General features: G+C 50.5%; 20 protein-coding genes. 10 read left to right on the top strand and 10 right to left on the bottom strand.

The window, feature by feature from the left end:
• Positions 1–33: 33 nt before the first annotated feature.
• The 3 genes from gcvP to ACP7EW_RS14355 all read right to left on the bottom strand — a co-directional run bounded on the left by gcvP (position 34) and on the right by ACP7EW_RS14355 (position 4,230).
• Positions 34–2,901, bottom strand: coding sequence for an aminomethyl-transferring glycine dehydrogenase (gene gcvP / locus ACP7EW_RS14365; RefSeq protein WP_426217829.1), 2,868 nt, complete (start codon positions 2,899–2,901; stop codon positions 34–36).
• 13 nt (positions 2,902–2,914) lie between these two features.
• The gene (gene gcvH, locus ACP7EW_RS14360; protein WP_426218075.1) at positions 2,915–3,292 is read right to left on the bottom strand and encodes a glycine cleavage system protein GcvH; all 378 of its coding nucleotides are present in this window, start codon (positions 3,290–3,292) and stop codon (positions 2,915–2,917) included.
• Between the two features lie 470 nt (positions 3,293–3,762).
• Positions 3,763–4,230, bottom strand: a complete 468-nt coding sequence (locus ACP7EW_RS14355) for an Lrp/AsnC family transcriptional regulator (RefSeq protein WP_426217827.1) — start codon at positions 4,228–4,230, stop codon at positions 3,763–3,765.
• Positions 4,231–4,486: 256 nt separating this feature from the next.
• On the opposite strand from ACP7EW_RS14355, the gene ACP7EW_RS14350 reads away from it, so the two are divergent.
• From ACP7EW_RS14350 to ACP7EW_RS14315, 8 genes are all read left to right on the top strand, one after another.
• A complete protein-coding gene (locus ACP7EW_RS14350; RefSeq protein ID WP_426217825.1) occupies positions 4,487–5,470 on the top strand; it encodes a transporter substrate-binding domain-containing protein in 984 nt (327 codons plus the stop codon).
• 115 nt (positions 5,471–5,585) lie between these two features.
• Entirely contained in the window at positions 5,586–6,227 is a 642-nt protein-coding gene (locus ACP7EW_RS14345; RefSeq protein WP_426217823.1) for an amino acid ABC transporter permease, read from the top strand.
• Between the two features lie 8 nt (positions 6,228–6,235).
• Positions 6,236–6,901 carry an amino acid ABC transporter permease gene (locus ACP7EW_RS14340; protein WP_426217820.1) on the top strand — a complete coding sequence of 222 codons (666 nt, stop codon included), beginning with the start codon at positions 6,236–6,238 and terminating at the stop codon, positions 6,899–6,901.
• Positions 6,894–7,670, top strand: a complete 777-nt coding sequence (locus ACP7EW_RS14335; protein WP_426217818.1) for an amino acid ABC transporter ATP-binding protein — start codon at positions 6,894–6,896, stop codon at positions 7,668–7,670. Before ACP7EW_RS14340 ends, ACP7EW_RS14335 begins: the two co-directional genes overlap by 8 nt.
• 152 nt (positions 7,671–7,822) lie before the next feature.
• Positions 7,823–9,052: a diaminopropionate ammonia-lyase gene (locus tag ACP7EW_RS14330; RefSeq protein ID WP_426217815.1), complete on the top strand. Its 1,230-nt coding sequence runs from the start codon at positions 7,823–7,825 to the stop codon at positions 9,050–9,052.
• Between the two features lie 25 nt (positions 9,053–9,077).
• On the top strand, positions 9,078–10,247 hold the full coding sequence (locus ACP7EW_RS14325) for a M20 aminoacylase family protein (protein ID WP_426217813.1): 1,170 nt from the start codon (positions 9,078–9,080) through the stop codon (positions 10,245–10,247).
• Between the two features lie 452 nt (positions 10,248–10,699).
• Positions 10,700–12,025, top strand: a complete 1,326-nt coding sequence (locus ACP7EW_RS14320) for an MFS transporter (RefSeq protein ID WP_426217811.1) — start codon at positions 10,700–10,702, stop codon at positions 12,023–12,025.
• A gap of 54 nt (positions 12,026–12,079) precedes the next feature.
• Positions 12,080–12,853, top strand: a complete 774-nt coding sequence (locus ACP7EW_RS14315) for a class II aldolase/adducin family protein (RefSeq protein ID WP_426217809.1) — start codon at positions 12,080–12,082, stop codon at positions 12,851–12,853.
• Here ACP7EW_RS14315 and ACP7EW_RS14310 read toward each other — a convergent pair.
• A complete protein-coding gene (locus ACP7EW_RS14310) occupies positions 12,799–13,779 on the bottom strand; it encodes a LysR substrate-binding domain-containing protein (RefSeq protein ID WP_426217807.1) in 981 nt (326 codons plus the stop codon). The two genes, ACP7EW_RS14315 and ACP7EW_RS14310, sit on opposite strands and share 55 nt — an antisense overlap.
• A 121-nt stretch (positions 13,780–13,900) precedes the next feature.
• Here ACP7EW_RS14310 and ACP7EW_RS14305 point away from each other — a divergent pair, with 121 nt between their 5' ends.
• The gene (locus ACP7EW_RS14305; protein ID WP_426217805.1) at positions 13,901–15,082 is read left to right on the top strand and encodes a M20 aminoacylase family protein; all 1,182 of its coding nucleotides are present in this window, start codon (positions 13,901–13,903) and stop codon (positions 15,080–15,082) included.
• 229 nt (positions 15,083–15,311) lie between these two features.
• On the opposite strand, the gene ACP7EW_RS14300 is transcribed toward ACP7EW_RS14305, so the two are convergent.
• The 4 genes from ACP7EW_RS14300 to ACP7EW_RS14285 form a co-directional block, all read right to left on the bottom strand.
• Positions 15,312–16,037 (bottom strand): aldolase, encoded by a 726-nt coding sequence (locus ACP7EW_RS14300; RefSeq protein WP_426217803.1) that lies wholly within the window; start codon positions 16,035–16,037, stop codon positions 15,312–15,314.
• Between the two features lie 227 nt (positions 16,038–16,264).
• Positions 16,265–17,899 carry an APC family permease gene (locus ACP7EW_RS14295; protein ID WP_426217801.1) on the bottom strand — a complete coding sequence of 545 codons (1,635 nt, stop codon included), beginning with the start codon at positions 17,897–17,899 and terminating at the stop codon, positions 16,265–16,267.
• A 78-nt stretch (positions 17,900–17,977) separates the two neighbouring features.
• Positions 17,978–19,210: a diaminopropionate ammonia-lyase gene (locus ACP7EW_RS14290; protein ID WP_426217799.1), complete on the bottom strand. Its 1,233-nt coding sequence runs from the start codon at positions 19,208–19,210 to the stop codon at positions 17,978–17,980.
• 76 nt (positions 19,211–19,286) lie between these two features.
• A complete protein-coding gene (locus tag ACP7EW_RS14285; protein ID WP_426217797.1) occupies positions 19,287–20,552 on the bottom strand; it encodes a Zn-dependent hydrolase in 1,266 nt (421 codons plus the stop codon).
• Positions 20,553–21,297: 745 nt separating this feature from the next.
• Between ACP7EW_RS14285 and ACP7EW_RS14280 the strand changes: the two genes are divergently transcribed.
• Positions 21,298–21,783 carry an Lrp/AsnC family transcriptional regulator gene (locus ACP7EW_RS14280; RefSeq protein ID WP_426217795.1) on the top strand — a complete coding sequence of 162 codons (486 nt, stop codon included), beginning with the start codon at positions 21,298–21,300 and terminating at the stop codon, positions 21,781–21,783.
• 74 nt (positions 21,784–21,857) lie between these two features.
• Here the strand turns inward: ACP7EW_RS14280 and ACP7EW_RS14275 are convergent, their stop codons facing one another.
• Entirely contained in the window at positions 21,858–22,610 is a 753-nt protein-coding gene (locus tag ACP7EW_RS14275; RefSeq protein WP_426218073.1) for an amino acid ABC transporter ATP-binding protein, read from the bottom strand.
• 110 nt (positions 22,611–22,720) lie between these two features.
• On the bottom strand, positions 22,721–24,052 hold the full coding sequence (locus ACP7EW_RS14270; protein WP_426217793.1) for an aminotransferase class I/II-fold pyridoxal phosphate-dependent enzyme: 1,332 nt from the start codon (positions 24,050–24,052) through the stop codon (positions 22,721–22,723).
• Between the last annotated feature and the right edge of the window lie 21 nt (positions 24,053–24,073).

Genomic DNA, 24,073 nt, shown 5'->3' with positions numbered 1-24,073 from the left:
GGTGCACTTGTGTCCCCCTGGTTCAGACTGAATTTAGGCGTCTTGATACAAAGACATTGGTGGGCAGGCGCACGAAAGATTTCGATCACCATAGACATTGTCTACTCGACCAACAGGCGGCCAATATTTGCTCTCCATAACAGAGGGAACCGGGAATACGGCCTGCTCACGACTGTAGGAGTGGTTCCACTCGCCGGTAAGCTCTGCAGCTGTATGGGGAGCGTTTTTGAGGGGGTTGTCGTCCGTGTGCAGATCACCACGCTCAACAGCGCGAATTTCTTCACGGATGCAAATCATCGCGTCACAGAAGCGATCCAGTTCTTCTTTGGACTCACTTTCCGTTGGCTCGACCATCAGTGTTCCTGCTACCGGAAAAGACATGGTCGGGGCGTGGAAACCGAAGTCTATCAGCCGCTTGGCAACATCCTCGACACTGATACCGCTGCTTTCTTTGATTGGGCGGACATCAAGAATGCATTCGTGCGCAACGAGACCATTTTCACCGGTATAGAGCACTGGATAATGCTCTTCCAAACGGCGAGCGATGTAATTCGCACTTAATATGGCAAGCTCAGAAGCGCGCTTGAGCCCCTGCCCTCCCATCATGCGGATATACATCCATGTAATAGGCAAAATACTTGCACTTCCGAACGGAGCAGCGCTGACGGCACCGTTTTTGTTTTCCAGATGCCCGTGGCCCGGCAGGTAAGGTGCGAGGTGAGACTTCACACCAATCGGGCCTACACCTGGGCCACCGCCGCCGTGAGGGATGCAGAAAGTCTTGTGAAGATTCAGGTGAGATACATCACCACCGAATTGGCCAGGCGCGCACAAGCCGACCATGGCATTCATGTTTGCCCCATCGATGTAAACCTGACCTCCGTGCTGATGGATGATGTCGCAGATCTCGCCGATCCGCTTTTCAAAAACGCCATGAGTCGAAGGGTAGGTAATCATCAGAGCGGCAAGCTGAGCACGATGCTTCTCGGACTTGGCGAGAAGATCATCGACGTCAACGTTTCCGCGTGCATCGCACGCGACAACTACCACACGCATTCCAGCCATTTGAGCAGTGGCTGGGTTGGTACCATGTGCTGAAGACGGGATGAGACAAACGTCTCGCCCAGCCTCGCCACGGCTTTTATTGTAAGCACGAATCGCCAGCAGTCCTGCGTACTCACCTTGCGAGCCCGCATTAGGCTGAAGTGATACTGCATCGTAGCCGGTAGCGGCGCACAGCATCGCCTCCAACTCTTGTGTCAGCTCCTGGTAACCCTTGGTCTGCTCGGGCGGGGCGAATGGATGCAATGCACCGAACTCAGGCCAGGTAACCGGGATCATTTCACTCGCAGCGTTCAGCTTCATGGTGCACGACCCCAATGGGATCATGGTGCGATCGAGAGCCAGATCTTTATCGGCAAGCTTTCGTAAGTATCGCATCAGCTCTGTTTCAGAGTGGTACCGATTGAACACTTCGTGAGTCAAGAATCGAGACTCTCGGCTCAATTGAGCTGGAATTCGGCTACCGGCCAAATCGGCCATATCGTCAAAGCTTGGCACCTTCTGATTGGGAGCCGCGAATACAGTCCACAGCGCCACAATCGATTCAGTTGTGCACGTTTCATCGATAGATACACCAACACGCGAATCATCAAGAAACCGCAAATTGATGCGAGCCTTTTTGGCACTCGCAAACACTTCAGTTGACGGCTGTGTAGTGATCACGCTAAGCGTATCGAAGAAGTAGTGTTGCTCGACCTGATGGCCGAGATCCTCAAAGCCCTTGGCCAAAATCGCGGTTAAACGATGAACACGCTTGGCAATATTTTTCAGGCCCTCAGGGCCGTGATAGACGGCGTAGGTGCTCGCAATGTTGGCGAGTAAAACTTGAGCCGTACAAATATTGCTCGTCGCTTTCTCACGGCGAATATGCTGCTCGCGGGTCTGCATAGCGAGACGAAGGGCAGGTTTGCCATGGCGATCAATCGATATGCCGACTAAGCGACCCGGCATGTCCCTTTTGAAAGCATCACGAGTTGCAAAGAACGCTGCATGCGGGCCGCCAAAGCCCAGGGGCACACCAAAACGTTGAGCGCTGCCCAATACAACATCCGCTCCAAACTCACCTGGTGGAGTCAGCAGAGTCAAAGCCAACAGATCCGCGGCAACTGCGACCAGGGTTCCTAGCTCGTGAGCCTTGTTGATCAGCTCTCGATAGTCAGTTACAGCACCAGTGCTCGCTGGATACTGAAGAAGCAGCCCGAAATAGCCATCAATCCCCTCCTTCAGCAGTTCGCCTTCATCACCCACGACAACGTCGATGCCCAACGGTTCTGCTCTGGTGCGCAGGACTTCCAGGGTTTGGGGGTGGCAATGTTGTGAAGCAAAGAACGCTGGTGCTTTGCTTTTAGACAGGCGCAGGCAAAAGGTCATCGCCTCTGCGGCAGCTGTTGCTTCATCCAGCAGAGACGCGTTAGCAATGTCCATCCCTGTGAGGTCGCTCACAAGCGTCTGGAAATTCAGTAATGCCTCTAGCCGACCTTGTGAAATTTCTGGTTGATACGGCGTGTAAGCGGTGTACCAGGCAGGATTCTCAAGCAGGTTGCGCAGGATCGGTGCAGGGGTAAGACAAGGATAGTAGCCTTGCCCAATGTATGTGTTGAACAACTCGTTTTTGGAGGCTATTGCCTTCAACTCAGCAAGGGCTTGAGCTTCACCCTGCCCGGTTGTTTGTTCGAGAACGCTAGTCCCTTGAATAGTATCAGGCACAACACTATCGATTAAGGTTTCGAGAGAGTCGTAACCAACAACCTCCAGCATTTCACGTACATCTTGGTCACGGGGGCCAATGTGACGAGCGACAAATTCGTTTCTTGTATCTACGGAAACTGAGTTAGCCATAATCTGTTTCCCCTCAGGCATTTTCCGCCAAGTACTGTTCGTAACCGTCTTGATCCATTAAATCGTCAAGGGCAGATACGTCGGCAGGACGAATTCGGAAGAACCAGCCGGAGTCCATGGGAGATGCGTTCACCAACTCAGGCTCATCGGAGACAGCCACATTCACCGCCACTACCTCACCGGCAATAGGCATCGTGATATTGCTTGCGGCTTTTACAGACTCAAGCACAACAACTTCAGCACCCGCCTCAAAGAAAGACAAATCGGGAAGCTGTACAAAAACTATATCTCCCAATGCCTCTTGCGCAAAACTGGTGATCCCTACAGTTAACTCACCTGATTGCTCCAAGCGCAGCCATTCATGGTCGTTAGTAAAACGTAAGCTCATGATAAGTCCCTAATACAGGTTATTATTATCCAGCCGAACACGATCCAGCTCCACACCGAGCTAGCAATTGTCGTACCAACAAAATAAACCTATTTAAATCATGGAGTTATCGAATCGGAATTGAAGTTAGGTTCTTGCTCGTATCGATATCGTTCCAAAAACTCATGTGTCATACATGACATATTGATCACCACAGCAATTTACAGGGGATCGAGACATGCGGAGCAAATTCGTTCCGCCGGAATGAAAACGCTCCATAGCAGTTTTTTTGCCTTCCGACCTAACATGATTTTAGTTAACACTAACGTGCCAAACCATCGCTACACTGCCTATCGTCAGGAGCAAATGAAACTATCTCTATCGCACAGAAAGCTAGTAGCCATATTATTTTTGTGGAAATTATTACCAAGCAACAGGTGAAAAGCATGACCTGCAACGCGCAAGCTTCTGTTTAACAAAAGCCAATACCTTGCTTAGTGTTCACTTTCTAAAGGCATAGAAAATGTTCTTTTATTATTTTGCATCGCAACAAATGTTTTGAATTGCTTAATATTCCCAAAGAAAAAAAGCTCCCTGGTTAGCTGTTCATACTCAGTCATATCCCGCACATTAAGAACCAACAAAAAATCAAAATCCCCAGTCACATAATAAACCTGTTGGACTTGCGGACAGCTAACAAACCGCTTTTTTATTTCATCCAATAAGTCAAGGCGCTCATTTTCAAGCTTAACTTCGACTATAACGGTTATAGGTCTACCTACAGCCGCCGGATCCACAATACTCACGTTCTGAGTTATGACGCCCGAAGCCTCTAGGGCTGCTATCCGTCGATTCACTGCCGAGGGCGAAAGATTTACACCTTCAGCCAATTCCCGTTGTGAGATTCGATTGTTCTCTTGAAGGAAATTGAGAATTTTACGGTCGTAAGCATCAAGCTGCATGTCGGTAATCCTTCACTGATGGCTAGCTCATTACAGCAGAAAAAGCCGCGCCACGCTCACTCCTTGCGCCGCAAACCTCCAAACGAAGCACTTAGAGGTCTCCTAGCGCAACAAAATGCCAAAAACGCAACGATGATGCATTTGCGCCCCTCATTTTCGAGCAATCGTGCGCGAGGGGCGCCGTAGCATCAGTCCATCCCACCTGCTTGTCAGGCAAGGGCTGCGCTCCACTGCAAACAATAAAAACGGAGGATGCATGATCAAAGCTATCCCTACAGCAATCGCAGCTTTTAGTTTGGTACTGCCCCGCCACCTATCCGATGGGAGTTGCACCATGAATATCGCTCAAGAAAAACGAAATCACCCCGACGTAGTTACAAAAGCTAGTCGTTTTCTAGCAATTGGCGCGGCAAGTATGCTTTTAGTTGCCACACTTAGTTTAACCAGCATGGCTAACGCAGCAAGCTTGGCAGAAATTGAAACTCGTGGAGCCCTTAACGTCGCAACCGAAGACAGCTACTATCCCTTCGAGTTTATTAAGGACGGACAATCCGACGGTTTTCATAAAGATGTTCTTGTAGAGCTCCGCAAATACGCTCAATTCAAAGTCAACCAAGACATTATGCCTTGGACAGGCCTACTTGCGGGCATTACATCTGGGAAGTATGACGCGGCAATTACCGGGGCTGGCGTAACTGAAGATCGTTTGGGTGCGTTTGACTTCGTTGCACCTGTCGCGCCTGACATCTCGTATTACATCAAGCGTGCTGATGACGACCGTATTAAAAAGCTTTCCGATCTCTCCGGATTAACCGTTGGAGTACAGGCGGGAGGAGCGCAATTGGCCAGATTGGCGCAGCTAGATGCGAAGCTCAAAGCGTCCGGAGGTTCAATTGGCAAGATTGTTCAGTACCAATCTTACCCAGAAGCTTATGCCGATCTAGCAAATCGCCGACTCGATTACGTAGTGAACTCGATCGTACCTGCCAACATGCTTGTAAAAGAGCGTCCAAAGGTTTTTGCTGTTGGTGAACCAACTTCGAGTATGGGGTATATAGCTTGGCCCGTCGCGAAGGGTAACAAAGAGCTGCTCGACTATCTGACAGGATTTGTCGATCACTTGCGTGATACAGGCAAATTAGCCGAACTACAAAAAAAATGGTTGGGCCAATCTTTTGATAACCTTCCACACGTTGAAATTACATCTTCTGAACAACTCAGTCAGCTAACAGCTAAATAATCTGAGGGGCCCCATCGCTGGCACAAGAGGTGCCAGCGATGGTCAGGCCGGTAAATATTTCTTTTGGTTTGGCAGGCAGCAAAAGACCAAAAGACTTGTTTGAAGGGTGTACTCAATGGAAACCGGTGACTGGATCACTCTCCTTAATGCTGCCTGGACAACCATTTGGGTTTCCGGCATATCCATCGTCTTAGGTATTATTCTGGGACTTGTTGTTGCAATGTTACGCGCAGCTAAAATCCCGGTCGTAAGCCAGACTCTCGCTGTATATGTCAGTCTGATCAGGGCGACTCCCATGGTCACGCTGGTTTTATTCCTTTTTGTGATTGCTCCGTCTATTGGCTGGGAAGTCGATGCGAGAGTGGTCGCCATTGCGGCCATGACTGTCAACACCACAGCCTTTAACGCCGAGATCTGGCGCAGCGCCCTGACCAGTTTCTCTCGCGAACAACTGGAAGCAGCAAAAGCCGGTGGCATGACCACGGGGCTGACGCTTCGTCGCATTATGCTTCCGCAAATGCTGACTACCAGCCTTCCCGGGCTCGTTAACGAAATGTCCCTCTTGGTCAAAAGCAGTCCAGCGATAGCGATGATCGGTATCGTGGATTTAACCCGAGTCACTAATCGAATCGCAGCAGTCACCTACGATCCCCTCCCCCCCATCCTAGCTGCGGGCCTGCTTTACATTTTAATCATCGGTGGTCTTGTTCGCTTCCAACGTATTGCAGATTCGCGCGCTAAGCGCTTGGCCATGTAGGTATTCCCATGAACGGACTTAAAATGCTATGGGACAACTTAGATGTGTTCGCAACTGGCCTTCAAAATACGCTTATTCTATTTTGTGTATCGTCAGTGCTCGCATTTATCTTGGCCTGCTTTATCGCCTTCTTACTAGAAGGGCGAGATAACTTTTCACGAAGACTCATACGATGGGGTTTAGACCTCATGCGCATGCTCCCTTTTTTGATTTTTTTGTATCTTCTTTACTACGGACTTCCAAATGTAGGAATTAGTTTAGACGTCTGGTCTGCAGGTTTCATTGCATTGATCACCTATCATGGTGCGTATTTCGCTGAGATTCTTCGTGCAGCGAGAACCTCACTACCGTCTGGTCAAGCAGAAGCGGCATACGCCCACGGCTTCATTAACTCGAAGATGTATTGGAGAATTCTGCTCCCGCAAATGGTAATGCGTTCGGGGCCACTCTTTGGCAATCAATTAGTCTGTCTACTCAAGGACACTGCCTTTCTATCGATCATTACGCTAATGGATCTAACGGCTGCGGCATCTGCTGTACAAGCAAAGTATTTCGTTCCTTTACCGCCATTTATATTCGTTATTGCACTTTACTGGTCTATCACACTGACAGTAGAGACACTTCTACGTCGACTTGCCCGACGAGCGCAGAAAAGAGGATTGGTATATGAATAAGTCCGCTCCGGTCGTTGAAATACGAGACCTCCATAAGCACTTTGCCGGCATTGAGGTTCTTCGCGGAATCGATCTCAAAGTCGAACGTGGTCAAACCGTCAGCATTTTAGGTTCTTCAGGCTCAGGCAAATCCACCATGCTCCGCTGCATTAACTGGCTGGAAGTCCCGGACGGTGGTGAAATTTACATTGGCGGCGATCGCATGGGAGTCAAAAGTAACGGTATTAAACCTATGTCAAATCGCGAGCTTGCAGCAATGCGTGCGCGGACTGCGATGGTGTTCCAAAGCTTTAATCTTTGGCCGCACCTTACCGTGCTTCAGAACGTTACTGAGGCCCCCGTTCATGTAATGGGTGTAAGTCGAAAGGATGCCAATGATCAAGCCATTGCGCTGCTGGAAAAGGTCGGACTGTCTCACAAGCATGATGCCTACCCTTGGTCGTTATCAGGCGGGCAACGACAACGAGTTGCGATTGCCAGAGCTTTGGCAATGAACCCTGAAGTCATTTTGTTCGATGAGCCAACTTCTGCTCTCGATCCAGAACTCGTTGGCGAAGTCCTGGCAGTAATGCGCTCTCTGGCTGAGGACGGATTCACCATGGTCATCGTGACTCATGAAATGGAATTCGCACGCGCAGTATCCAATGAGGTCGTCTTCATTGAAAAAGGATTGATCATCGAAAGGGCTGCGCCAGAAAAATTCTTCACAAACTCTGATAGCGAACGCGTGCGCCAGTTTTTAGGGCGTTACAGAACCGCCAATGCATAACCTACCATCCAAACCACTTATTCGATTTCAACGTAATTGCTGCCTCATCAAATCGCCTCAATGAAAGCAGCTTGAGCGTATGCATCGTTCAGTGCGACTGATGACCCAGTCGCCCCTACACAGGCCCATTCACAGTGATTATAGGAGCCGGTATGTTATTCGAAAACCCTAGAGCATCTCGTAGCGTCTACCCTGCTGACCTCCAGGAAGTGATGAGTGTCAGCTCAGCTCACCAGTCTCGTGATTGGCTTTCGAGTTGGGAGCATCTCAGCCAAAACTCAACTCCGTTATGGTCTCTCCCCGGCGTAGCAAAAGAGGCCGGAGTCGCTCAGTTCTGGGTCAAAGACGAGTCGGTACGTTCTCCATTGGCCAGTTTCAAAGCCCTCGGGGCTCCTATTGCGTTAATCAGGTTAATCCTGCGTCTCATGCCCCACGAATCCTTTGATCCTAGAGGGCTAATAACTGGACGATACCAAAATGATCTTCGTGACTTCACTGTAATTAGTGCCACTGACGGAAATCATGGGCGAGCTCTGGCCGCCGCTGCGCAAAGCGTAGGCTGCAAATGCGTAATAGTTCTGCACGCTAATGTGAGTACAGAGCGTGAAACTGCAATTGCAGAGTACGGTGCCCAGATCATTCGGATTGATGGGAATTACGATGAATCCGTAGAGCACACCGCCAAGCTAGCAGAACAGAACGGATGGCCTGTCGTCTCGGACACTTCATATGAAGGGTATGAAGTTGTACCTCGTGACGTGATGCAGGGCTACGGCACCATCAGTGCTGAGCTAATTGAGCAAACCACTGTTGACATACAAGTGGCATGCCCTTTCACCCATGTTTTTCTGCAAGGTGGTGTTGGAGGAATGGCTGCTGGGATCAGCAGTTATCTTTGGGAGGTTTACCAAGAGCAGCGTCCCACATTCATCATGGTCGAACCCAAACAAGCCGACTGCCTTTATCAGAGCGCAGTTCAGGGTCGCCCTGCTAAAGCCACAGGCTCAGTTGACTCCGTCATGGCGGGCTTGGCATGTGGTGAAACCTCCCCGCTCGCCTGGCGGTTCCTAGAGCCGAGTGTCGATTTCTTCCTGACCATAAGCGACGAAGATGCCATTGGTGCAATGCGCCTGCTCGCAAGAGGAAGCGCTACTGACATTCCAATCGTAGCCGGCGAATCGGGTGTGGCTGGCCTGGCTGCTCTAAAAATACTGGTACGAGATTCAGAAGCAGCCAAAAAAGTCGGCATAGGCAGTGATTCTCGAGTCCTGATAATCAGTACTGAAGGTGCTACTGCACCTGCGGTATACGAGAGTTTGGTGGGCGAGTCTGCGGAAGCCGTGGGTGCACGCCAACGCAATTGGCAACTAAAACAACTGTGATTAAAAGAGCGAAGGAGCACCTTCAGTGATTGACCAAGATGATTTTCACAAGCAGCTTGTGAGCTGGCGCCACCACCTTCATCAACACCCTGAGGTAGGTTTCGAAGAAGTCAAAACCTCGAACTATGTTGCTGATGTACTCGTCTCCATGGGGCTCGAGGTTCACCGAGGTATCGGTGGTACGGGCTTGGTTGCCAGCCTGAAAATCGGCGACAGTCCTGCGGTAGTAGGTTTGCGCGCAGACATGGATGCGCTTCATATTCATGAAGACGCGCCTGGCCGTGATCATGCGTCTATGACCGCCGGAAAAATGCATGCCTGTGGGCATGACGGCCACATGACGATGATTCTTGGGGCAGCAAAATTGCTAACCGAGAGTCGAGATTTCAACGGTACCGTTCGCTTCATTTTCCAACCAGCGGAGGAACATGGTTGTGGTGCGAAGGCGATGATTGCTGATGGTTTGTTTGATCGATTTCCAGTTGACGCAATCTACGGCGCTCACAACATGCCAGGGCTGCCCGCAGGATCGATCGCAACCCGCTCAGGAGGAATTATGGCAAGTGAGGATAACTTCGTTATCCGGATCAAAGGCCAAGGTACCCATGCGGCGAGACCCCACATGGGGATTGACCCCATAGTAATCGCTTCCGAAATAGTTTTGGCGCTGCAGACGGTAGTTTCTCGCAACCTCGACCCGAGCGTTCCGGCAGTGATTTCATGCACAGAGTTCATCACTGACGGAATCCGGAATGCGATTCCAACGAATGTCGTGATTAAGGGGGACACTCGAAGCTATGCGCCCGAAGTCCAGGCGATGCTGGAAAAACGGATGCGAGAAATATCTGAAGGCATCTGCAATCTCCATGGTGCATCGTGCGAATTCGAATACACCCACGAATTCGCACCAACCGTAAACTGGGAGCAGTGCACTCCCATCGCCGTCGCTGCGGCGACAAAAACTGTTGGCCCGGATCAAGTGAATGCTGACATCCAACCGATGATGATTTCTGAGGATTTTGGCGCGTTTCTCCAGGTAGTGCCCGGCAATTTTGTGTTCATTGGAAACGGTGAAAAGGCAGGTGAAGGTGGTATCCCTCTTCACAACTCCAAGTATGACTTCAACGATAATGTGCTCACTACTGGGTCACGCTACTTCGCTGAAGTTGCCCGAACAGCATTAGCTGTGGGGTAGGTAGGAAATGGGGTAGCACCGCTAGGTGCTCCCCTCTTTTACCGTTGGGAGGGCGAACCACGAATAGCTCTCCCCCCCAAACTGCCTGAATAACGATCAAATTGAATTGGCCATGTCTGAAATAGCCAAGCCTGCATCCGGATGATGCGTTCCACTCCCGCCTCCCCCTTCAGACCTCCCTCCTTCTGCTTGATGAAAAACACGTGCACAAGCGAGCTCTGCTCGACTCATTTGGCTCTCATTCCATCCCCAAAAACCTCCGTTGCGTGGTCGAAGAATGTGCAAAAAATCGTTTCCTTGCACCAAGAGCGGGAAGATTGAGCATTTATTGATAAAAACTAAACAAGTGCTGAAAAAGTATGGTTTGCCGTAGCAAAAACTCAGTGCTGAAATAGATTTCGATTCGAATCTGCGCCTCTAGCTACCTATTTTAACTACAAGAAGAGCCTGATATGAACGCACCTATCGCAGCACCAGGATTAAATCCAAAGCTTGCAAAAAAAATATGTTGGCGATTGGCCCCCTTGCTGATGTTGATGTATATCTTCAATCAGTTAGACAGGGCAAATGTGGGATACGCATCTCTCACAATGAATCAAGAAATTGGGATCTCCATGGCCCAATATGGTATTGGCACCAGCCTATTTTTTCTAGGCTATATACTGTTCGAAGTCCCAAGCAATCTTTGTTTACATCGCTTTGGCGCTCGCCTGTGGATGACGCGAATCATGATTACTTGGGGATTAATTAGCGCAGCAACGTGTTTGATTCAAGACGTCACTTGGCTATATATCGTTCGCTTTGCCTTAGGTGTAGCTGAAGCTGGATTCTTTCCTGGTGTCGTTTACTTTTTAACTTTATGGCTTCCGACACGAGATCGTGTCTGGCTCATGTCACTTTTCGTAATGGCAATCCCAATCACCGGTATGCTGGGAGCACCAATCTCAACCTTGATTATGCAAGAGGTATCACTTTTCGGGATGAGCGGTTGGAGGAGCATGCTTCTTATCGAAGCTATACCAGCAATCATCATGGGAGCTGTGGTTTTTTTCCTCCTCCCGGACAGCCCAGAGAAAAGCACGTGGCTAACCCGCGTCGAGAAAGATGAAGTCAGGGAGGCCATCGAACTGGAGCGGAAAGCCAACTCCACAATGGATAATGCCTCTGTGGGACAGGTTTTGCGCACCCCAAAAATATGGGCATTGGGTTTTGTCTACTTTGGGATCAACGCTACAATCATAAGCCTCCTCTATTTTTTGCCACAAGTAGTCAAAAATTTCGAAGCAAAGTTCAACGTCAAATACAGCCTCTTCGAAGTTGGCCAAATCACAGCAATACCCTTCACCGTTTCAATCACAGCGATGGCACTCTATGGAATGTACATACGCAAGCGTCCGTTTAATGTTGCGTTCGTGTCCGCCCCGATGTTGATCAGCGCACTCGCATTGGCAAGCGCCCTATACATGAGTTCGCCTGTTCAAACCATGATCGCCCTCTCCATTGGCGCTACAGGTTGCTTTTGCAGCATAAGCACTTTCTGGCAATTACCTTCCCGCTTGCTGTCGAATCGCAGTGCTGCTGTAGGTATTGCACTGATAACTAGCATCGGTGTCGCGTCTGGCCTGTTTGTGGGCTGGTTCATCGGTGCAGTGAAGGAGTCTACAGGCTTCTATAACGCCGCAATGCTAGTCATTGCTGGATTCATGACCCTAAGCGCGATTCTGGTACTGCGCCTGGAGGCACAGCGCAAAATCCACTTGAGCCCCGCACAAAGCTGAAGCTCCGCTTGTGCCACGCAATCCCAAACACCAAGACTTACTTAAGAGATAGATATGACCAGTCAAACAGACATGTACATTCCAAAACCCTTGGGAGGTGCGCTACCTCTACCTGAATCTTTCCGAAGCAAGGAGGAGGAACGCAATCACAGGAAGCAAACTCTAACTGCCGCTTTCAGGGTTTTCGGAAAATTAGGGCTCGCTGAAGGTATCGCCGGCCACATCACTGTTCGCGACCCAGAATTTCACGACCGGCTCTGGGTGAACCCATACGCCGTTCACTTTTCAAAGATTCGTCCCGAACAATTAATTTGCATTTCAGAAGCTGGTGAAATTATTGAAGGAGATGGCCCAGTGAATGCAGCAGCGGTAGCTATCCACTGCGGTATTCATCGAACGAACCCTTCGGTTACTGCTGCGGTACATACTCATTCAGTTTATGGTCGCGCATTCTCAGCTCTGAATGAACCACTGCTTCCGCTGAATCAAGAGGCGTGCGTTTACTTTGAAAACCAGGTGCTCTTTCAAGGCGACGTGGTGGTGCTTTCAGACAACGAAGGTATCCGAATAGGAAACGCACTGGGCACTAATAAAAGTCTGATTATGTTGAACCACGGCCTCCTCACAGTGGGGAGTTCCGTGGAGGCCGCCGCATATCGCTTCATTGCTTTGGAGAGATGCTGCCAAATCCAACTTCTGGCTCAGGCAGCGGGAAAAGTTCATGTGCTGCCTGACGAAGAAGCCCGTCAAGTCAAATCTCAAATTGGCTCTGATTACGTAGCTTGGCTCGGGTTCAGAGGCTTGATGGACTCTATGCTAGGCGACTGAAACCGTTGCCGATTCTCAACCGCGTGCTCTTGGTAAACATCAACCGCGTCTAGCAACCAAGCCTCAAAGACCTGAAAGGCTTTGTTGAGTGCGGTGTGATCAGGATAAGCGCAATAGATAAAGTCCGGACTGTGAAGCGTGGTGGGATGTGCTTGAACCAATCGCCCCTGCTGCAGCTCTCTCCATATGAGAGAGCGCGGCAACAGTGCTATTCCAATGGACTCCAAGGCCGCATTAATCGCCATAACGTACATCTCAAACCGATGATCGGGAACAGGGTTTTCACCGGAACCGGTCAACCCAACAGTTAACCCCCAATCCCGCCATGCGTTAGGAATATCACGAAGACTGATGCGATCCAGCTGACCAATTTCCTGAAGCGTCAAGCACTGCTTTCCGTTCATAAAACTTGGCGCACACACCAGCAGCAGGTCGTCATCATCAATCAAGCAACGGCCCTGCATTCCCATCCAAAGGGATCGGCCAAAGTAGATCGCAGCATCGAAGTTCGAATCATTGAAAAAGTTCGGCTGATCTCTACCCATCAGGTGCAATCGGATATGAGGATACTGACGGTAGAAGCCGCTGAGTTTAGGTATCAGCCATTGGGCGCTAAAGCTCACGCCAATGGCGATATCCAGGCTGGAATCATTGCTATGTCGCAGCAGCTCAACGGTGTCGCGTCGCAGATGTTCCAGATGAATACGAACCCTAGCAGCGTACCGCGTACCTGGATCGGTCAAAATGACTCGCTGTCGCTCTCTCCGAAACAGAGTTACGCCGACCAACAATTCAAGCTCATTGATGCTTCGGCTAATCGCTCCACTGCTCAACGACAACTCATCTGCCGCCTTTGCGAAGCTCTGATGCCTGGCTGCGGCCTCAAACGCCTGAAGAACGCCAAGGCTAGGAATTCCGTTACGCACGCATTACCTCCATCGATTGCCTGTACCCATAACGTGTTTGTCCTAGCTGACTACGCGCGCATCGACACACTCTACTCAGCAGGCAACTCACAATCTCGAGCGAAAAGAAGAGGATCCAGAAATGCCTTCCTACCGTGACTTGCCATCATCCGCCTTGATACAGGAAGCTTCAAATTGGAGACGTGATTTTCATGCGCATCCTGAACTTGGTTACTCAGAGCACCGTACCAGTGAAAAAGTAGCCCAGCTACTTGAAAGCTTCGGTTTGAAGGTCACACGAGGAATCGGGGGAACAGGGGTTGTTGCCACATTGCAAAATGGGGTAGGCCCAAGCATCGGACTCAGAGCCGATATGGATGCGCTGCCAATGCAGGAAAATAGCTGTGCGCCTCACGCATCCTGTCTTCCAGGGTGTATGCACGCCTGCGGCCATGATGGCCACACCTCGATTCTCCTGGCAACGGCGAGACATTTGAGCGAATCAAATGATTTCAATGGATGCGTTTATTTCATTTTCCAGCCAGCTGAAGAAACGGGCGCCGGCGCACGAGCCATGATTACAGATGGTCTATTCGAGCGCTTCCCGATGGAAGCCATATATGGCCTCCACAATTGGCCCGGCCTCCCGGTTGATACCGTCGGAGTAAACCACGGTGCAATGATGGCATCTCAAGATACGTTCGAAATCCACATCCTGGGGTCGGGAGCTCACGCAGCGATGCCGGAGCGTGGCAATGACCCAATAATTGTAGCAACGCAGCTTGTCTCAGCTCTTCAAAGCATCGTCTCCAGAAGAGTGTCTCCTCTAAATCCTGCTGTCCTAAGCGTCACTGTTATAGAAGCTGGAAGCGCCTACAACATCATCCCGCAGATAGCGACTATCAAGGGTACCGTTCGTTGCCTTGATCAAGACGTGCGCAACCAGGTTCAAGAAATGATTACCACGATGGTTTCTAACCTGCCTCCAGCATTTGGAGCTGAAGGCACAGTGAAATACATGGAAGGCTATCCGGTCACAAAAAACAATCCTACCTGCGCCGAACGCGTTCGAGGGGTCGCGACTGAGTTACTGGGAGACAATCACGTAGTGTGGAATGAGAAGGCGTCAATGGCCTCAGAGGATTTTGCTTTCATGCTTGAAGCATGTCCTGGAGCTTATTTTTGGCTTGGTGCTGACGGTGCATCAGCATCAAAACCGCTTCATCATCCATCCTACGACTTCAACGATGACCTTCTACCTACAGGGGTTCGACTATTCAGCGCGTTGTTGCACTCCCACCAGACAAATCCTCTACTCAAATAGAGATATGTTTTCGAGATGATATGGCGCCCATGTTGTTGATATGCAATGAATCTCAACATCAGGGAATTACACCCCCGGTGAGATTGAATAGTCATTAGACGGGAGAACACTGTCCGTTTCGAATTTGAGTCGAGCCGACAAGCAAGTTTCGAAAGATGCAACGGTGAACCATGTCGGAAATCGAAACGGGCAACTCACCGGCGAACATCTCATATCTCCAACCGAGCGCTTACATTGTTCGACGTAATGCGGCGAAAAAAAGCTCTGATTGAAGACGCTCGCTTTGCACCTGCAGCGCTACGCGAGATGCCAATTCAGCATCTACTCTGCGTAACCTCTGTCCAGTGGATTCAGCAAGGACTTGAGCGTTGCATGCCCTCTCCAGATAGTAGAGATCGTCATAGGCATAATCGATCCGCTCACCACATACGACCACACCGTGATTGCCTAGAAAGCCTATATCTGCGCGGCCCATGGCGTTAGCGATACGAATACCTTCCGATGTATCCAAAGCCAGGCCGTTGTATTCGTGGTCGACTGCGATTCGACCGTGAAATCGCATCGCATTTTGCGATAGCGTGGTGTCCAGAGCCCCACCCTCAGTTAGGGTCAAAGCAGTTGCAAATGGCATATGCGTGTGAAGAACACATACCTTACGCGTAATTTGGTGGATTGCAGCGTGAATGAACATTGCCGTTGGTTCGACCTCATGCTGCCCTGCGACTTTGTCTCCCAAGGAGTTAATCATCACGATGTCATCTGCCTGAATCTCACCCCACATGAGTCCTCGCGGGTTGAGAAGGAAAAGATCATCACTACCTGGAATTGCTACGCTGAAATGGTTGCATATGCCTTCACCTAACCCGTGGGACGCGGCTGCTCTCAACGCTAGGGCAAGATCCTCTCGCAAGCTAACAACCAACGGAGAGTCAAAATCGAAAGAAAAATAACTCATCGCAAATATCCTAAAATTAGCGCCTTAGAAAAGACATTGATCACGCTGCGAACAATTGAAACGCTAGAAGAAACTGAAAATGGTGCTCACCCCTGGAGATGACCACCATTGTCCTGACTTTCAAGTTTGGCACCTGAAGCTGACTAGCAACTGCCCTGTACCGAGGTTTTCAATGCCGCTAATGCAACAGCCCGGTTAGAGATCACCAGGCCCCCCCAGAGGAGTATCTAACGGGCAATTGCGTCGGCAATTTTTAAGTCATCACCACGACTCTGCTCATAAGTGACTGCAGTTGACGTGCTTTCGCTTTCGGCGAGATACGGGGTTCGGTAGCCGCTGCGAACACCCCACGCGTAAAACCCTAAACCTGCGGCGGCGACCACCGCGACATCCCAACCTTGCGTGAGCATATTGATCCCGCCAAAATCTTCACTACCGAGATATGAAATCAGAGCAATCGCAGGGAGGTATGTTACAAGCCAGAGAGACGCCTTCAGATCCTTACTAAACCCTTTCCATCCCAATCTGAGTTGGTAATAAAAATAGACCGGTAAGGCGCCAATCACCAACAAAATCACGTGACCGGTTAGTGGCCAGCGTGCCCAGTAAAGAACCAAGGAGGCGCTAACAAATGCGAAAGGCGCAATCCATGCCATTCCTTTGATCCGAACAGGCCGAGCGATTTCAGGTGCAGTTTTACGCAACGCCATGGTACTGATCGGCCCTGTCAGGAATGAAATCAGCACTGCAACCGAGATGACAGCTGCCAACGCCCCCCAGCCTCTGAAGAAAAACAGGAATAGAAAGGACACCGCTAAGTTGAACCACATAGCCTGACGAGGTACTCCATAAATCGGATGGAGTCGCCCGAAAATCTTCGGCATTGTGTTATTACGCTCCATCGCATGAATCATTCGAGCAGTCGTCGCTGTATAGATCGAGCCAGTACCGGAAGGACTGACAAAAGCATCCAAATAGAGCAGCATCGCCAACCAGTTCAAGTTCACAGCAAGCGCCAACTGAGCGAACGGAGATGTGAAGTCAATCCCGTGCCATCCATTGACGATGGACTCTGGTGTGACGGCTCCAATAAAGGCCACCTGTAGCAACAGGTAAATCACCAAAGCAATCAGAATCGACCCTACCAGCGCAATCGGAATACTTCTTGTGGGATTACGCGCCTCCCCTGCCAAACTTACTGGACTTTGAAAACCATTGAAGCTAAAAACAATTCCGCTTGTAGCAACAGCAGTGAAAACGGCTGACCAACCATAGGGTGCAAATCCATGGTCGACACTGCCTCCAAAGTTCTCCGGGTGGAAGCCACTCCAGAGCAAACACACGCCCGTCAATGCTGGTACGACAAGCTTGAAAACAGTGATGGCGCTATTCGTCTTGACGAAAAGTTTTACGCCCCAGAAGTTCAAGTAAAAGTACACGATCACGAGCAGTGCGCTCGTGGCAAGCCCTGAAGTCGTTAGCTCACCTTTTTCCAGCAATCCTTGTGTCCAATCATAGGGCCAAGAAGCCATATACTGGACAGACGCAATCGCCTCGATAGGAATGACTGAGACGATTGAGATCCAATTTGCCCATGCAGCAACAAACCCAGTCAGGGATCCGTGTGAGTATCGAGCATAACGAACCATTCCACCGGACTCAGGAAACATCGTGCCCATTTCTACGTAGGTCAAAGCGATTGCTAGGATGACAACAGCACCAATCAACCAAGCAAATATTGCCGCTGGGCCTGCAATTTTTGAAGCATGCCAGGCGCCGAATAACCAGCCCGATCCAATGATCGACCCCAGTCCCGTCATCATCAGAGCCAGCGTGCCGATCTCGCGCTTCGTATTACGCATTTGTAATCTCCATTATTTTTTTTGTACGGAGCAATGCAGCCTTGGTTATCAAGGCCGCACCTGATGGAGTGGAGACTGTTAATGCTTGTGAATACTCAACCAGGATTGCTGGCGCTTTTGCACCGACTCACCTGACTCGCCCACTAACTCTTCATAGACCGATGGTGCCGTGGCGCCCTCAGTGTTAATGATGAGCACACGTGAGCCTTTGTTGAGACCTACTCTTGCTGCATCAGCGGGAGCACCTGCAAGATTGATTAAGCCCGCAAGTCCAGCTACTCCGGACTCGCCTCCGACTACAGGAACATCATTACCGGAACCTGCTGCGAGGACTCGCATCGCGGCTACCGCATCATCGTCACTGATAAGCATGAAATGGTCGACGCTTTCACCTAAAAATTTCCAGGCCAAAGGAGACGTTTCACCGCACGCCAATCCCGCCATCACGGAGTCAACGGAGCCCGTTGCATTGGACGCCTGGCCGTTCAAAGCGCTTTGATAAAGGCAATCGGCTTGAGATGGTTCGACTACCACCAAGGTCGGACGATCAACCCCATAAAGCTCCCAGAAATAACTGGCCAAACCAGCAGCCATGCCACCCACACCACCTTGCAAAAAGATGTGCGTAAATGGGCGACCCTCGCGCTGCGACGCCTCTGAAACTTCGATAATTTCTGCAGCGATCGTGCCGTAACCCTGCATGACATCGCGGGGGATAATTTCGTAACCTTCGTAGGAGGTATCAGAGACAACGTACCACTGATTTTCTCTGGCCAGAGTCGCAGCACGCTCCACGGATTCGTCGTAGTTTCCAGCAATGCGGACAATCTCCGCACCGTACGCCGCAATCGCCTCCTCACGCTCAACACTTACATTGGCATGCAGCACAATCACGCAACGACAACCTACACTTTGTGCTGCTGCTGCAAGTGCGCGTCCATGGTTACCGTCAGTTGCACTGATCGCCGTAAATGAGCCAAGTTGTCCCTGGTAATCACCAGCAAGCAACGCTTGGGCATTGAAATTTTTCTCAGGGAAAAGTTGCAGGATCAAACGAACCAGCGCGATCGGTGCCCCCAACGCTTTGAAACTGCCTAGCGGTGAACGATAAGATTCATCCTTTACGCAAATTTTCTCTACGTTGAGCTGCTTCGCCAAGTCACGAAGATCCCAAAGTGGAGTAGCTGTAGCACTCAGCTGATTCCACTTTGAAAGCCAATTACGGCTCTCATTTGCCTGTTTGATACTCATAATTTTTTGAAGCGACTGCGGATACGCTTCGCGCTTTGCGTTAGGGTTAGAAAAAAGCATAAAAAGCTCCAATATCAGGCAAAGAGATCCCGCCGCCTGGTTCTAAAACCAGGCGTGGCTTGTTTTATTGAAAGAGTTATTGAATCTTAGAAAGTCGCAGTGCTACCACGTCCAGCAGGACTTGAGCCCCTTTAACCAGCTGATCAGCATCCGTGTGCTCCCGAGGGTTGTGGCTTATACCGCCCTTGCTCGGCACAAAGATCATGGCAGATGGAGCAACGCGCGCGATCATCTGCGCATCATGTCCCGCCCCAGAAGTCATACGCTTATGCGTAAAGCCAAAACGCTTGGCACTGTCTTCAATTACTTGTGCCAACTCAGAGTTGAATACGACGGGCTGAAATCTCACAAGCTGTTCCGACGAAATACGTACACCTTCCCTCTCCGCGATGCTGGACAGAAACTCCGATAGACGCTTTTCAGCCGCTTGCAGACGAGACTCGTCAGGATCGCGTAGGTCGACCGTAAACGTAGCTCTCCGAGGAATGACGTTAATGACATTGGGCTCAAATTGCATGCAGCCCACAGTGGCCAGCGTCGTGCCATTTGAATCTTCTGCGATTTCGCGCAAGTGATTCACGACCGCACTTGCACAATAGCCAGCATCATGACGTAAACGGGTAGGCGTTGTGCCAGCGTGGTTTGCGTTGCCCTGAATCGTGACCTGCTGCCACGAAATACCTTGTAGGTTTTCCACCACACCGATCAACGTTGACTCAGCCTCCAGGATCGGCCCTTGCTCGATGTGAAGCTCAACATATTCATGCGGAATCAAAACCCCTGGTTCAAGATCACCGGCATAGCCAATACGGATGAGTTCATCACCAAGACGAGTTCCATCGGTTCCTATCGTGTTCAGTGCTTCGTCGATACTCATGCCCCCGGCAAATACCAGCGAGCCCATCATGTCAGGCTGATAGCGCACACCCTCCTCATTAGTGAAGGCGCCTACAGTAATCGAGCGACTGGGAGTTAGGCCGGCTTCACGGAAAGCGCGGATAACTGCAAGGCCCGCGAGCACTCCATAACATCCGTCTAAAGCACCGGCGTTTGTGACGGTGTCAATGTGCGACCCCATCATGAAAGGTGCTTGCGTACCATCATCAGTGCTTGAGCGGAGTGTCCCGAAGACATTCCCTATGCGGTCAACCTTGACATCCAAATCAAGCTCATTCATCCACGAGACGAGCTGATCCCGCCCTTCCATCTCGGCGTCAGTCAGTGCGATTCGGGTTCGCCCACCATCCTTATGGTCGACACCGATATGCCCTAAGGTAGAGAGTTGTTCAAGGAGTTTATCCCCGTCCAGGTTTAATCCGACATTGGCGCTTGCAACACTCATCAAATTTCTCCGTGACGCTAAGTACCCGAATGGGCTTCAGTAAATTTTAATTCAATCATCGACTCGCGTGATTGATATTTGCTCCACCATAAGAAATTTCATTACGAATTCACTAAAAAAACTTAATTTAATTTCTTTTGACCAAGATTATGACTTTTCGAGTCAGCTGTCAGATTTCTGACGGAAATTCGGCAAGATGTATTTCTTAACTCAAATCAAGTGCGCAACCTGGTTTCGCCGTTTTCTCCATGCCGAAATGAATGCTAGGAGTGTGGTTGATCAATATCCGAAACAGAGCGGTATGATCGGAAGCGGCAGAACACGAAATTGATTCCAGACAACATGAAATCGACAACACATTCCCAGCTTGTCCTCCACATGCCAGTCCCTTTCGGGAGAAATACGAACGGGTTCTGCCATAGATTTGTCGCAGCTGCCGCTCAATTGAACGATTTCAGCGCAGGCGGGAACCATGGTGGCGATGCGTTGATTACTGACGCGGGTACGAACGAAGACCACGTACCTAGCCGCTACAAGTTGCGCCCCTACCTTACGATTGCCTAAGTATTCATCCGTTGCACGTTGAGCCTTCACGCCCACGGAAGGCATACACATTATGGATGAACATCGGGGAGTTCTCTTCTGGTTGGCCTCATGCTAGCGATGAACTATAGTTCAGAGACAATCATACATATGCCTATTTTTGGCCATCTAGTGCAATTTTGTTTCGAATTCAGGAGCAGCAATGAACAAAAGTTCAGCGCCGGAAGTTGTCACGCTTGACAAGATAGACAAGGCCATTCTAGAAATCGTGCAACGTGATAATAAAACGCCGCAGCGCAAGATCGCTGAGCTCGTTAACCTATCCGCGCCAGCGGTGCAGCGTCGCATTAAGCGCTTGGAAGAGACCGGAGTTATTGAGGCCAACGTTGCCGTTCTTGACCCTAAAAAGATCGGCCAATCCATCACACTGTTCGTTGAAGTAGAGATGGAAAGCGAGCGAACAGATCTATATGAGAGTGCGAAACGGACTTTCGCTAGCGCGCCTGAAGTTCAACAATGCTATTACGTCACGGGAGAGGCGGACTTTATTCTCATCGTGACCGTCAAAACAATGAGCGAATACGAAGCGCTAACGCGCAGGCTTTTTTTTGAAAACAACAACGTAAAACATTTCAACACATTCGTTGCGATGGATCGCATCAAAAGCGGGCTGTCTATCTCGGTCTGAAATCTCAGTCCTCGCTCCTTACAATATGAGGCAGACCTCACGGCCTGCCTTTCCTCCCCTAGCGCGAATCCTACCTAGTGCAGGATCTGGCTGAGGAAGAGCTTAGTGCGCTCGTGCTGTGGATTGTCGAAGAAGTTGATGGGATCGTTCTGCTCGACGATCTGACCTTGATCCATGAAAATAACGCGATTCGCCACCTGGCGGGCGAAGCCCATTTCGTGAGTTACGCAAAGCATAGTCATGCCATCCTCAGCAAGAGTGACCATAGTATCGAGCACTTCCTTCACCATTTCTGGATCGAGGGCCGAGGTCGGTTCGTCGAAGAGCATGATTTTCGGTTTCATGCACAGCGCGCGAGCGATCGCCACACGCTGCTGCTGGCCACCGGACAGCTGGCCGGGATACTTATGGGCCTGCTCGGGAATCTTGACACGCTTGAGGTAGTGCATCGCCATTTCCTCTGCCTCCTTCTTTTGCATTTTTCGCCCCCAAATTGGAGCTAGTGTGCAGTTCTCAAGGATCGTCAAGTGCGGAAATAGGTTAAAGCTCTGGAACACCATGCCTACTTCGCGTCTCACTTCGTCGATATTTTTAAGGTCGTTGGTTAGCTTGATCCCGTCGACAATAATCTGTCCCTTCTGATGCTCCTCCAGGCGGTTAATGCAGCGGATCATCGTCGACTTTCCAGAACCCGACGGGCCGGCGATAACGATGCGTTCGCCTTTCATCACTTTCAGGTTTATGTCACGCAATACATGGAAGTCGTTACCGTACCACTTATTCATATTGACGATTTCAACAGCGACTTCGCTCGCGGAAACTGTCATTTGCTGCGGGGTGGTAATAGCCATTTGAAACTACTCCTCAGATCTATCTGGAAAACTCTTCCAAGCCGGTGACTTCATGACCGGAGAGCCCATCCGATTTCCGATCGCACTCAATAGGCGCGTATGGATGACTTCCCTTTCGCCAGATCGAGTCGCGGGGTACGCAAGAATTCACCTAATTCACCGGCAACGGTGACCGGGTTCTCCTCACCTCCACCTGCACGGACGATGAAGCGCGCGATGTCCTTCATATCACTCTCTCGCAGCCCGAACCGTGTGAGTTCATGAGTCGCGAGACGCAGCCCCGTACGTTTACCCTGAGGACGATCACCATAGAGCGCGACATCTGTCAGTAGGATATTTGCCCTCTGGCAACCAAGTTCGAATTCGCGAGCCCGCTGCCCTATCCGTACGAAGATCTGATGGTTTTTCGTATAGCCTCGCTCTGCGGCGAGGACATCAAGCCCCTCCTCGGCGAGATACCCAGCAAGTGCCTGAGCGTTACGTACCATCTGTTCAGCAAGGAAAGCACCGTGCTTTTCAAGCTCGAGCAATGAACAGGCCAGCGCCGCGAATTTGTTTTGGTCGCGTGTCTGCATAAAGCCTGGGAATGTACGAGTAAGAATTTTTTCCGCGATCTCATCATCGTTACTAACTGCAAAGCCACCCACAGGGCCAAACATGACCTTGTGTGTACTGGCGGTGAGAACATGCGCTCCTTCCTCCAGTGGCCGCTGGAACACGCCGTTTGAAACGAGAAGACCGAGATGCGCTGCGTCGTAGAGAACCAAGGCGCCGACGCGATCGGCGATCGCCCGGATCTCCTTGACCGGATAAGGGAACAGGACATTGCTTCCGCCGATGGCGATAAGTTTCGGCTTCAGCCGATCTACCTCTGTCGCAAGCCGATCTACATCGATCTCGAAATAATCCGTTGAGGACGGGATATCGTAGATCTGCAAGTCGCGCAACCCGGCTGGCCCGGAATTGTGATAGCTAAAGTTACCTCCGCCGTCCTCACTTTGAGAGAGGATGACGTCACCGCCCTTGAGCAAAGAGAAGAATACAGCCGCATTGGCCATGGAGGTGCTGGTGGGACGCCATTCGACGTGCTTCGCATTGAACTGGCGGCGCAAAAGCGCAATCACGATACCTTCAATTTCATCAATGTAGCGATTCTGGAATTCGTGGGGATAGATTTTACTTCCTGGGAGCCCCTCGCTGAGCCGTGTGGCCATGTCGGACGCCAGGATCGCCTGGCAGCGACGCGATAGAACACTTTCCGCCGGATTCAGATTCAAAGACCGGCGTCGCCAGTCGTCATGCTCCTCGACAACACGCTCGACGTGATTGAGCATCTCGTCGGGGCTGAACTTATCCAACGCACTTTGGATATCGCCTACGAAAGCGTTGAATTCGTTATTCTTCTTTTCTTCCAACATATATTTGACCCCATCTACGCA

Origin of the sequence: Pseudomonas sp. DWRC2-2, assembly GCF_049897885.1 — a bacterium.
Taxonomy (GTDB): Bacteria; Pseudomonadota; Gammaproteobacteria; order Pseudomonadales; family Pseudomonadaceae; genus Aquipseudomonas; species Aquipseudomonas azotoformans_A.
The sequence above is the reverse complement of the archived record's forward strand: the minus strand, read 5'-3'. Positions and strand labels throughout refer to the sequence as shown.

Coding starts and splice junctions, on each gene's coding strand:
- gcvP (WP_426217829.1), bottom strand. CDS start 2,901: ATGGCTAACTCAGTTTCCGTAGATACAAGAAACGAATTTGTCGCTCGT.
- ACP7EW_RS14355 (WP_426217827.1), bottom strand. CDS start 4,230: ATGCAGCTTGATGCTTACGACCGTAAAATTCTCAATTTCCTTCAAGAG.
- ACP7EW_RS14350 (WP_426217825.1), top strand. CDS start 4,487: ATGATCAAAGCTATCCCTACAGCAATCGCAGCTTTTAGTTTGGTACTG.
- ACP7EW_RS14345 (WP_426217823.1), top strand. CDS start 5,586: ATGGAAACCGGTGACTGGATCACTCTCCTTAATGCTGCCTGGACAACC.
- ACP7EW_RS14340 (WP_426217820.1), top strand. CDS start 6,236: ATGAACGGACTTAAAATGCTATGGGACAACTTAGATGTGTTCGCAACT.
- ACP7EW_RS14335 (WP_426217818.1), top strand. CDS start 6,894: ATGAATAAGTCCGCTCCGGTCGTTGAAATACGAGACCTCCATAAGCAC.
- ACP7EW_RS14330 (WP_426217815.1), top strand. CDS start 7,823: ATGTTATTCGAAAACCCTAGAGCATCTCGTAGCGTCTACCCTGCTGAC.
- ACP7EW_RS14320 (WP_426217811.1), top strand. CDS start 10,700: ATGAACGCACCTATCGCAGCACCAGGATTAAATCCAAAGCTTGCAAAA.
- ACP7EW_RS14315 (WP_426217809.1), top strand. CDS start 12,080: ATGACCAGTCAAACAGACATGTACATTCCAAAACCCTTGGGAGGTGCG.
- ACP7EW_RS14305 (WP_426217805.1), top strand. CDS start 13,901: ATGCCTTCCTACCGTGACTTGCCATCATCCGCCTTGATACAGGAAGCT.
- ACP7EW_RS14300 (WP_426217803.1), bottom strand. CDS start 16,037: ATGAGTTATTTTTCTTTCGATTTTGACTCTCCGTTGGTTGTTAGCTTG.
- ACP7EW_RS14295 (WP_426217801.1), bottom strand. CDS start 17,899: ATGCGTAATACGAAGCGCGAGATCGGCACGCTGGCTCTGATGATGACG.
- ACP7EW_RS14290 (WP_426217799.1), bottom strand. CDS start 19,210: ATGCTTTTTTCTAACCCTAACGCAAAGCGCGAAGCGTATCCGCAGTCG.
- ACP7EW_RS14285 (WP_426217797.1), bottom strand. CDS start 20,552: ATGAGTGTTGCAAGCGCCAATGTCGGATTAAACCTGGACGGGGATAAA.
- ACP7EW_RS14280 (WP_426217795.1), top strand. CDS start 21,298: ATGAACAAAAGTTCAGCGCCGGAAGTTGTCACGCTTGACAAGATAGAC.
- ACP7EW_RS14275 (WP_426218073.1), bottom strand. CDS start 22,610: ATGACAGTTTCCGCGAGCGAAGTCGCTGTTGAAATCGTCAATATGAAT.
- ACP7EW_RS14270 (WP_426217793.1), bottom strand. CDS start 24,052: ATGTTGGAAGAAAAGAAGAATAACGAATTCAACGCTTTCGTAGGCGAT.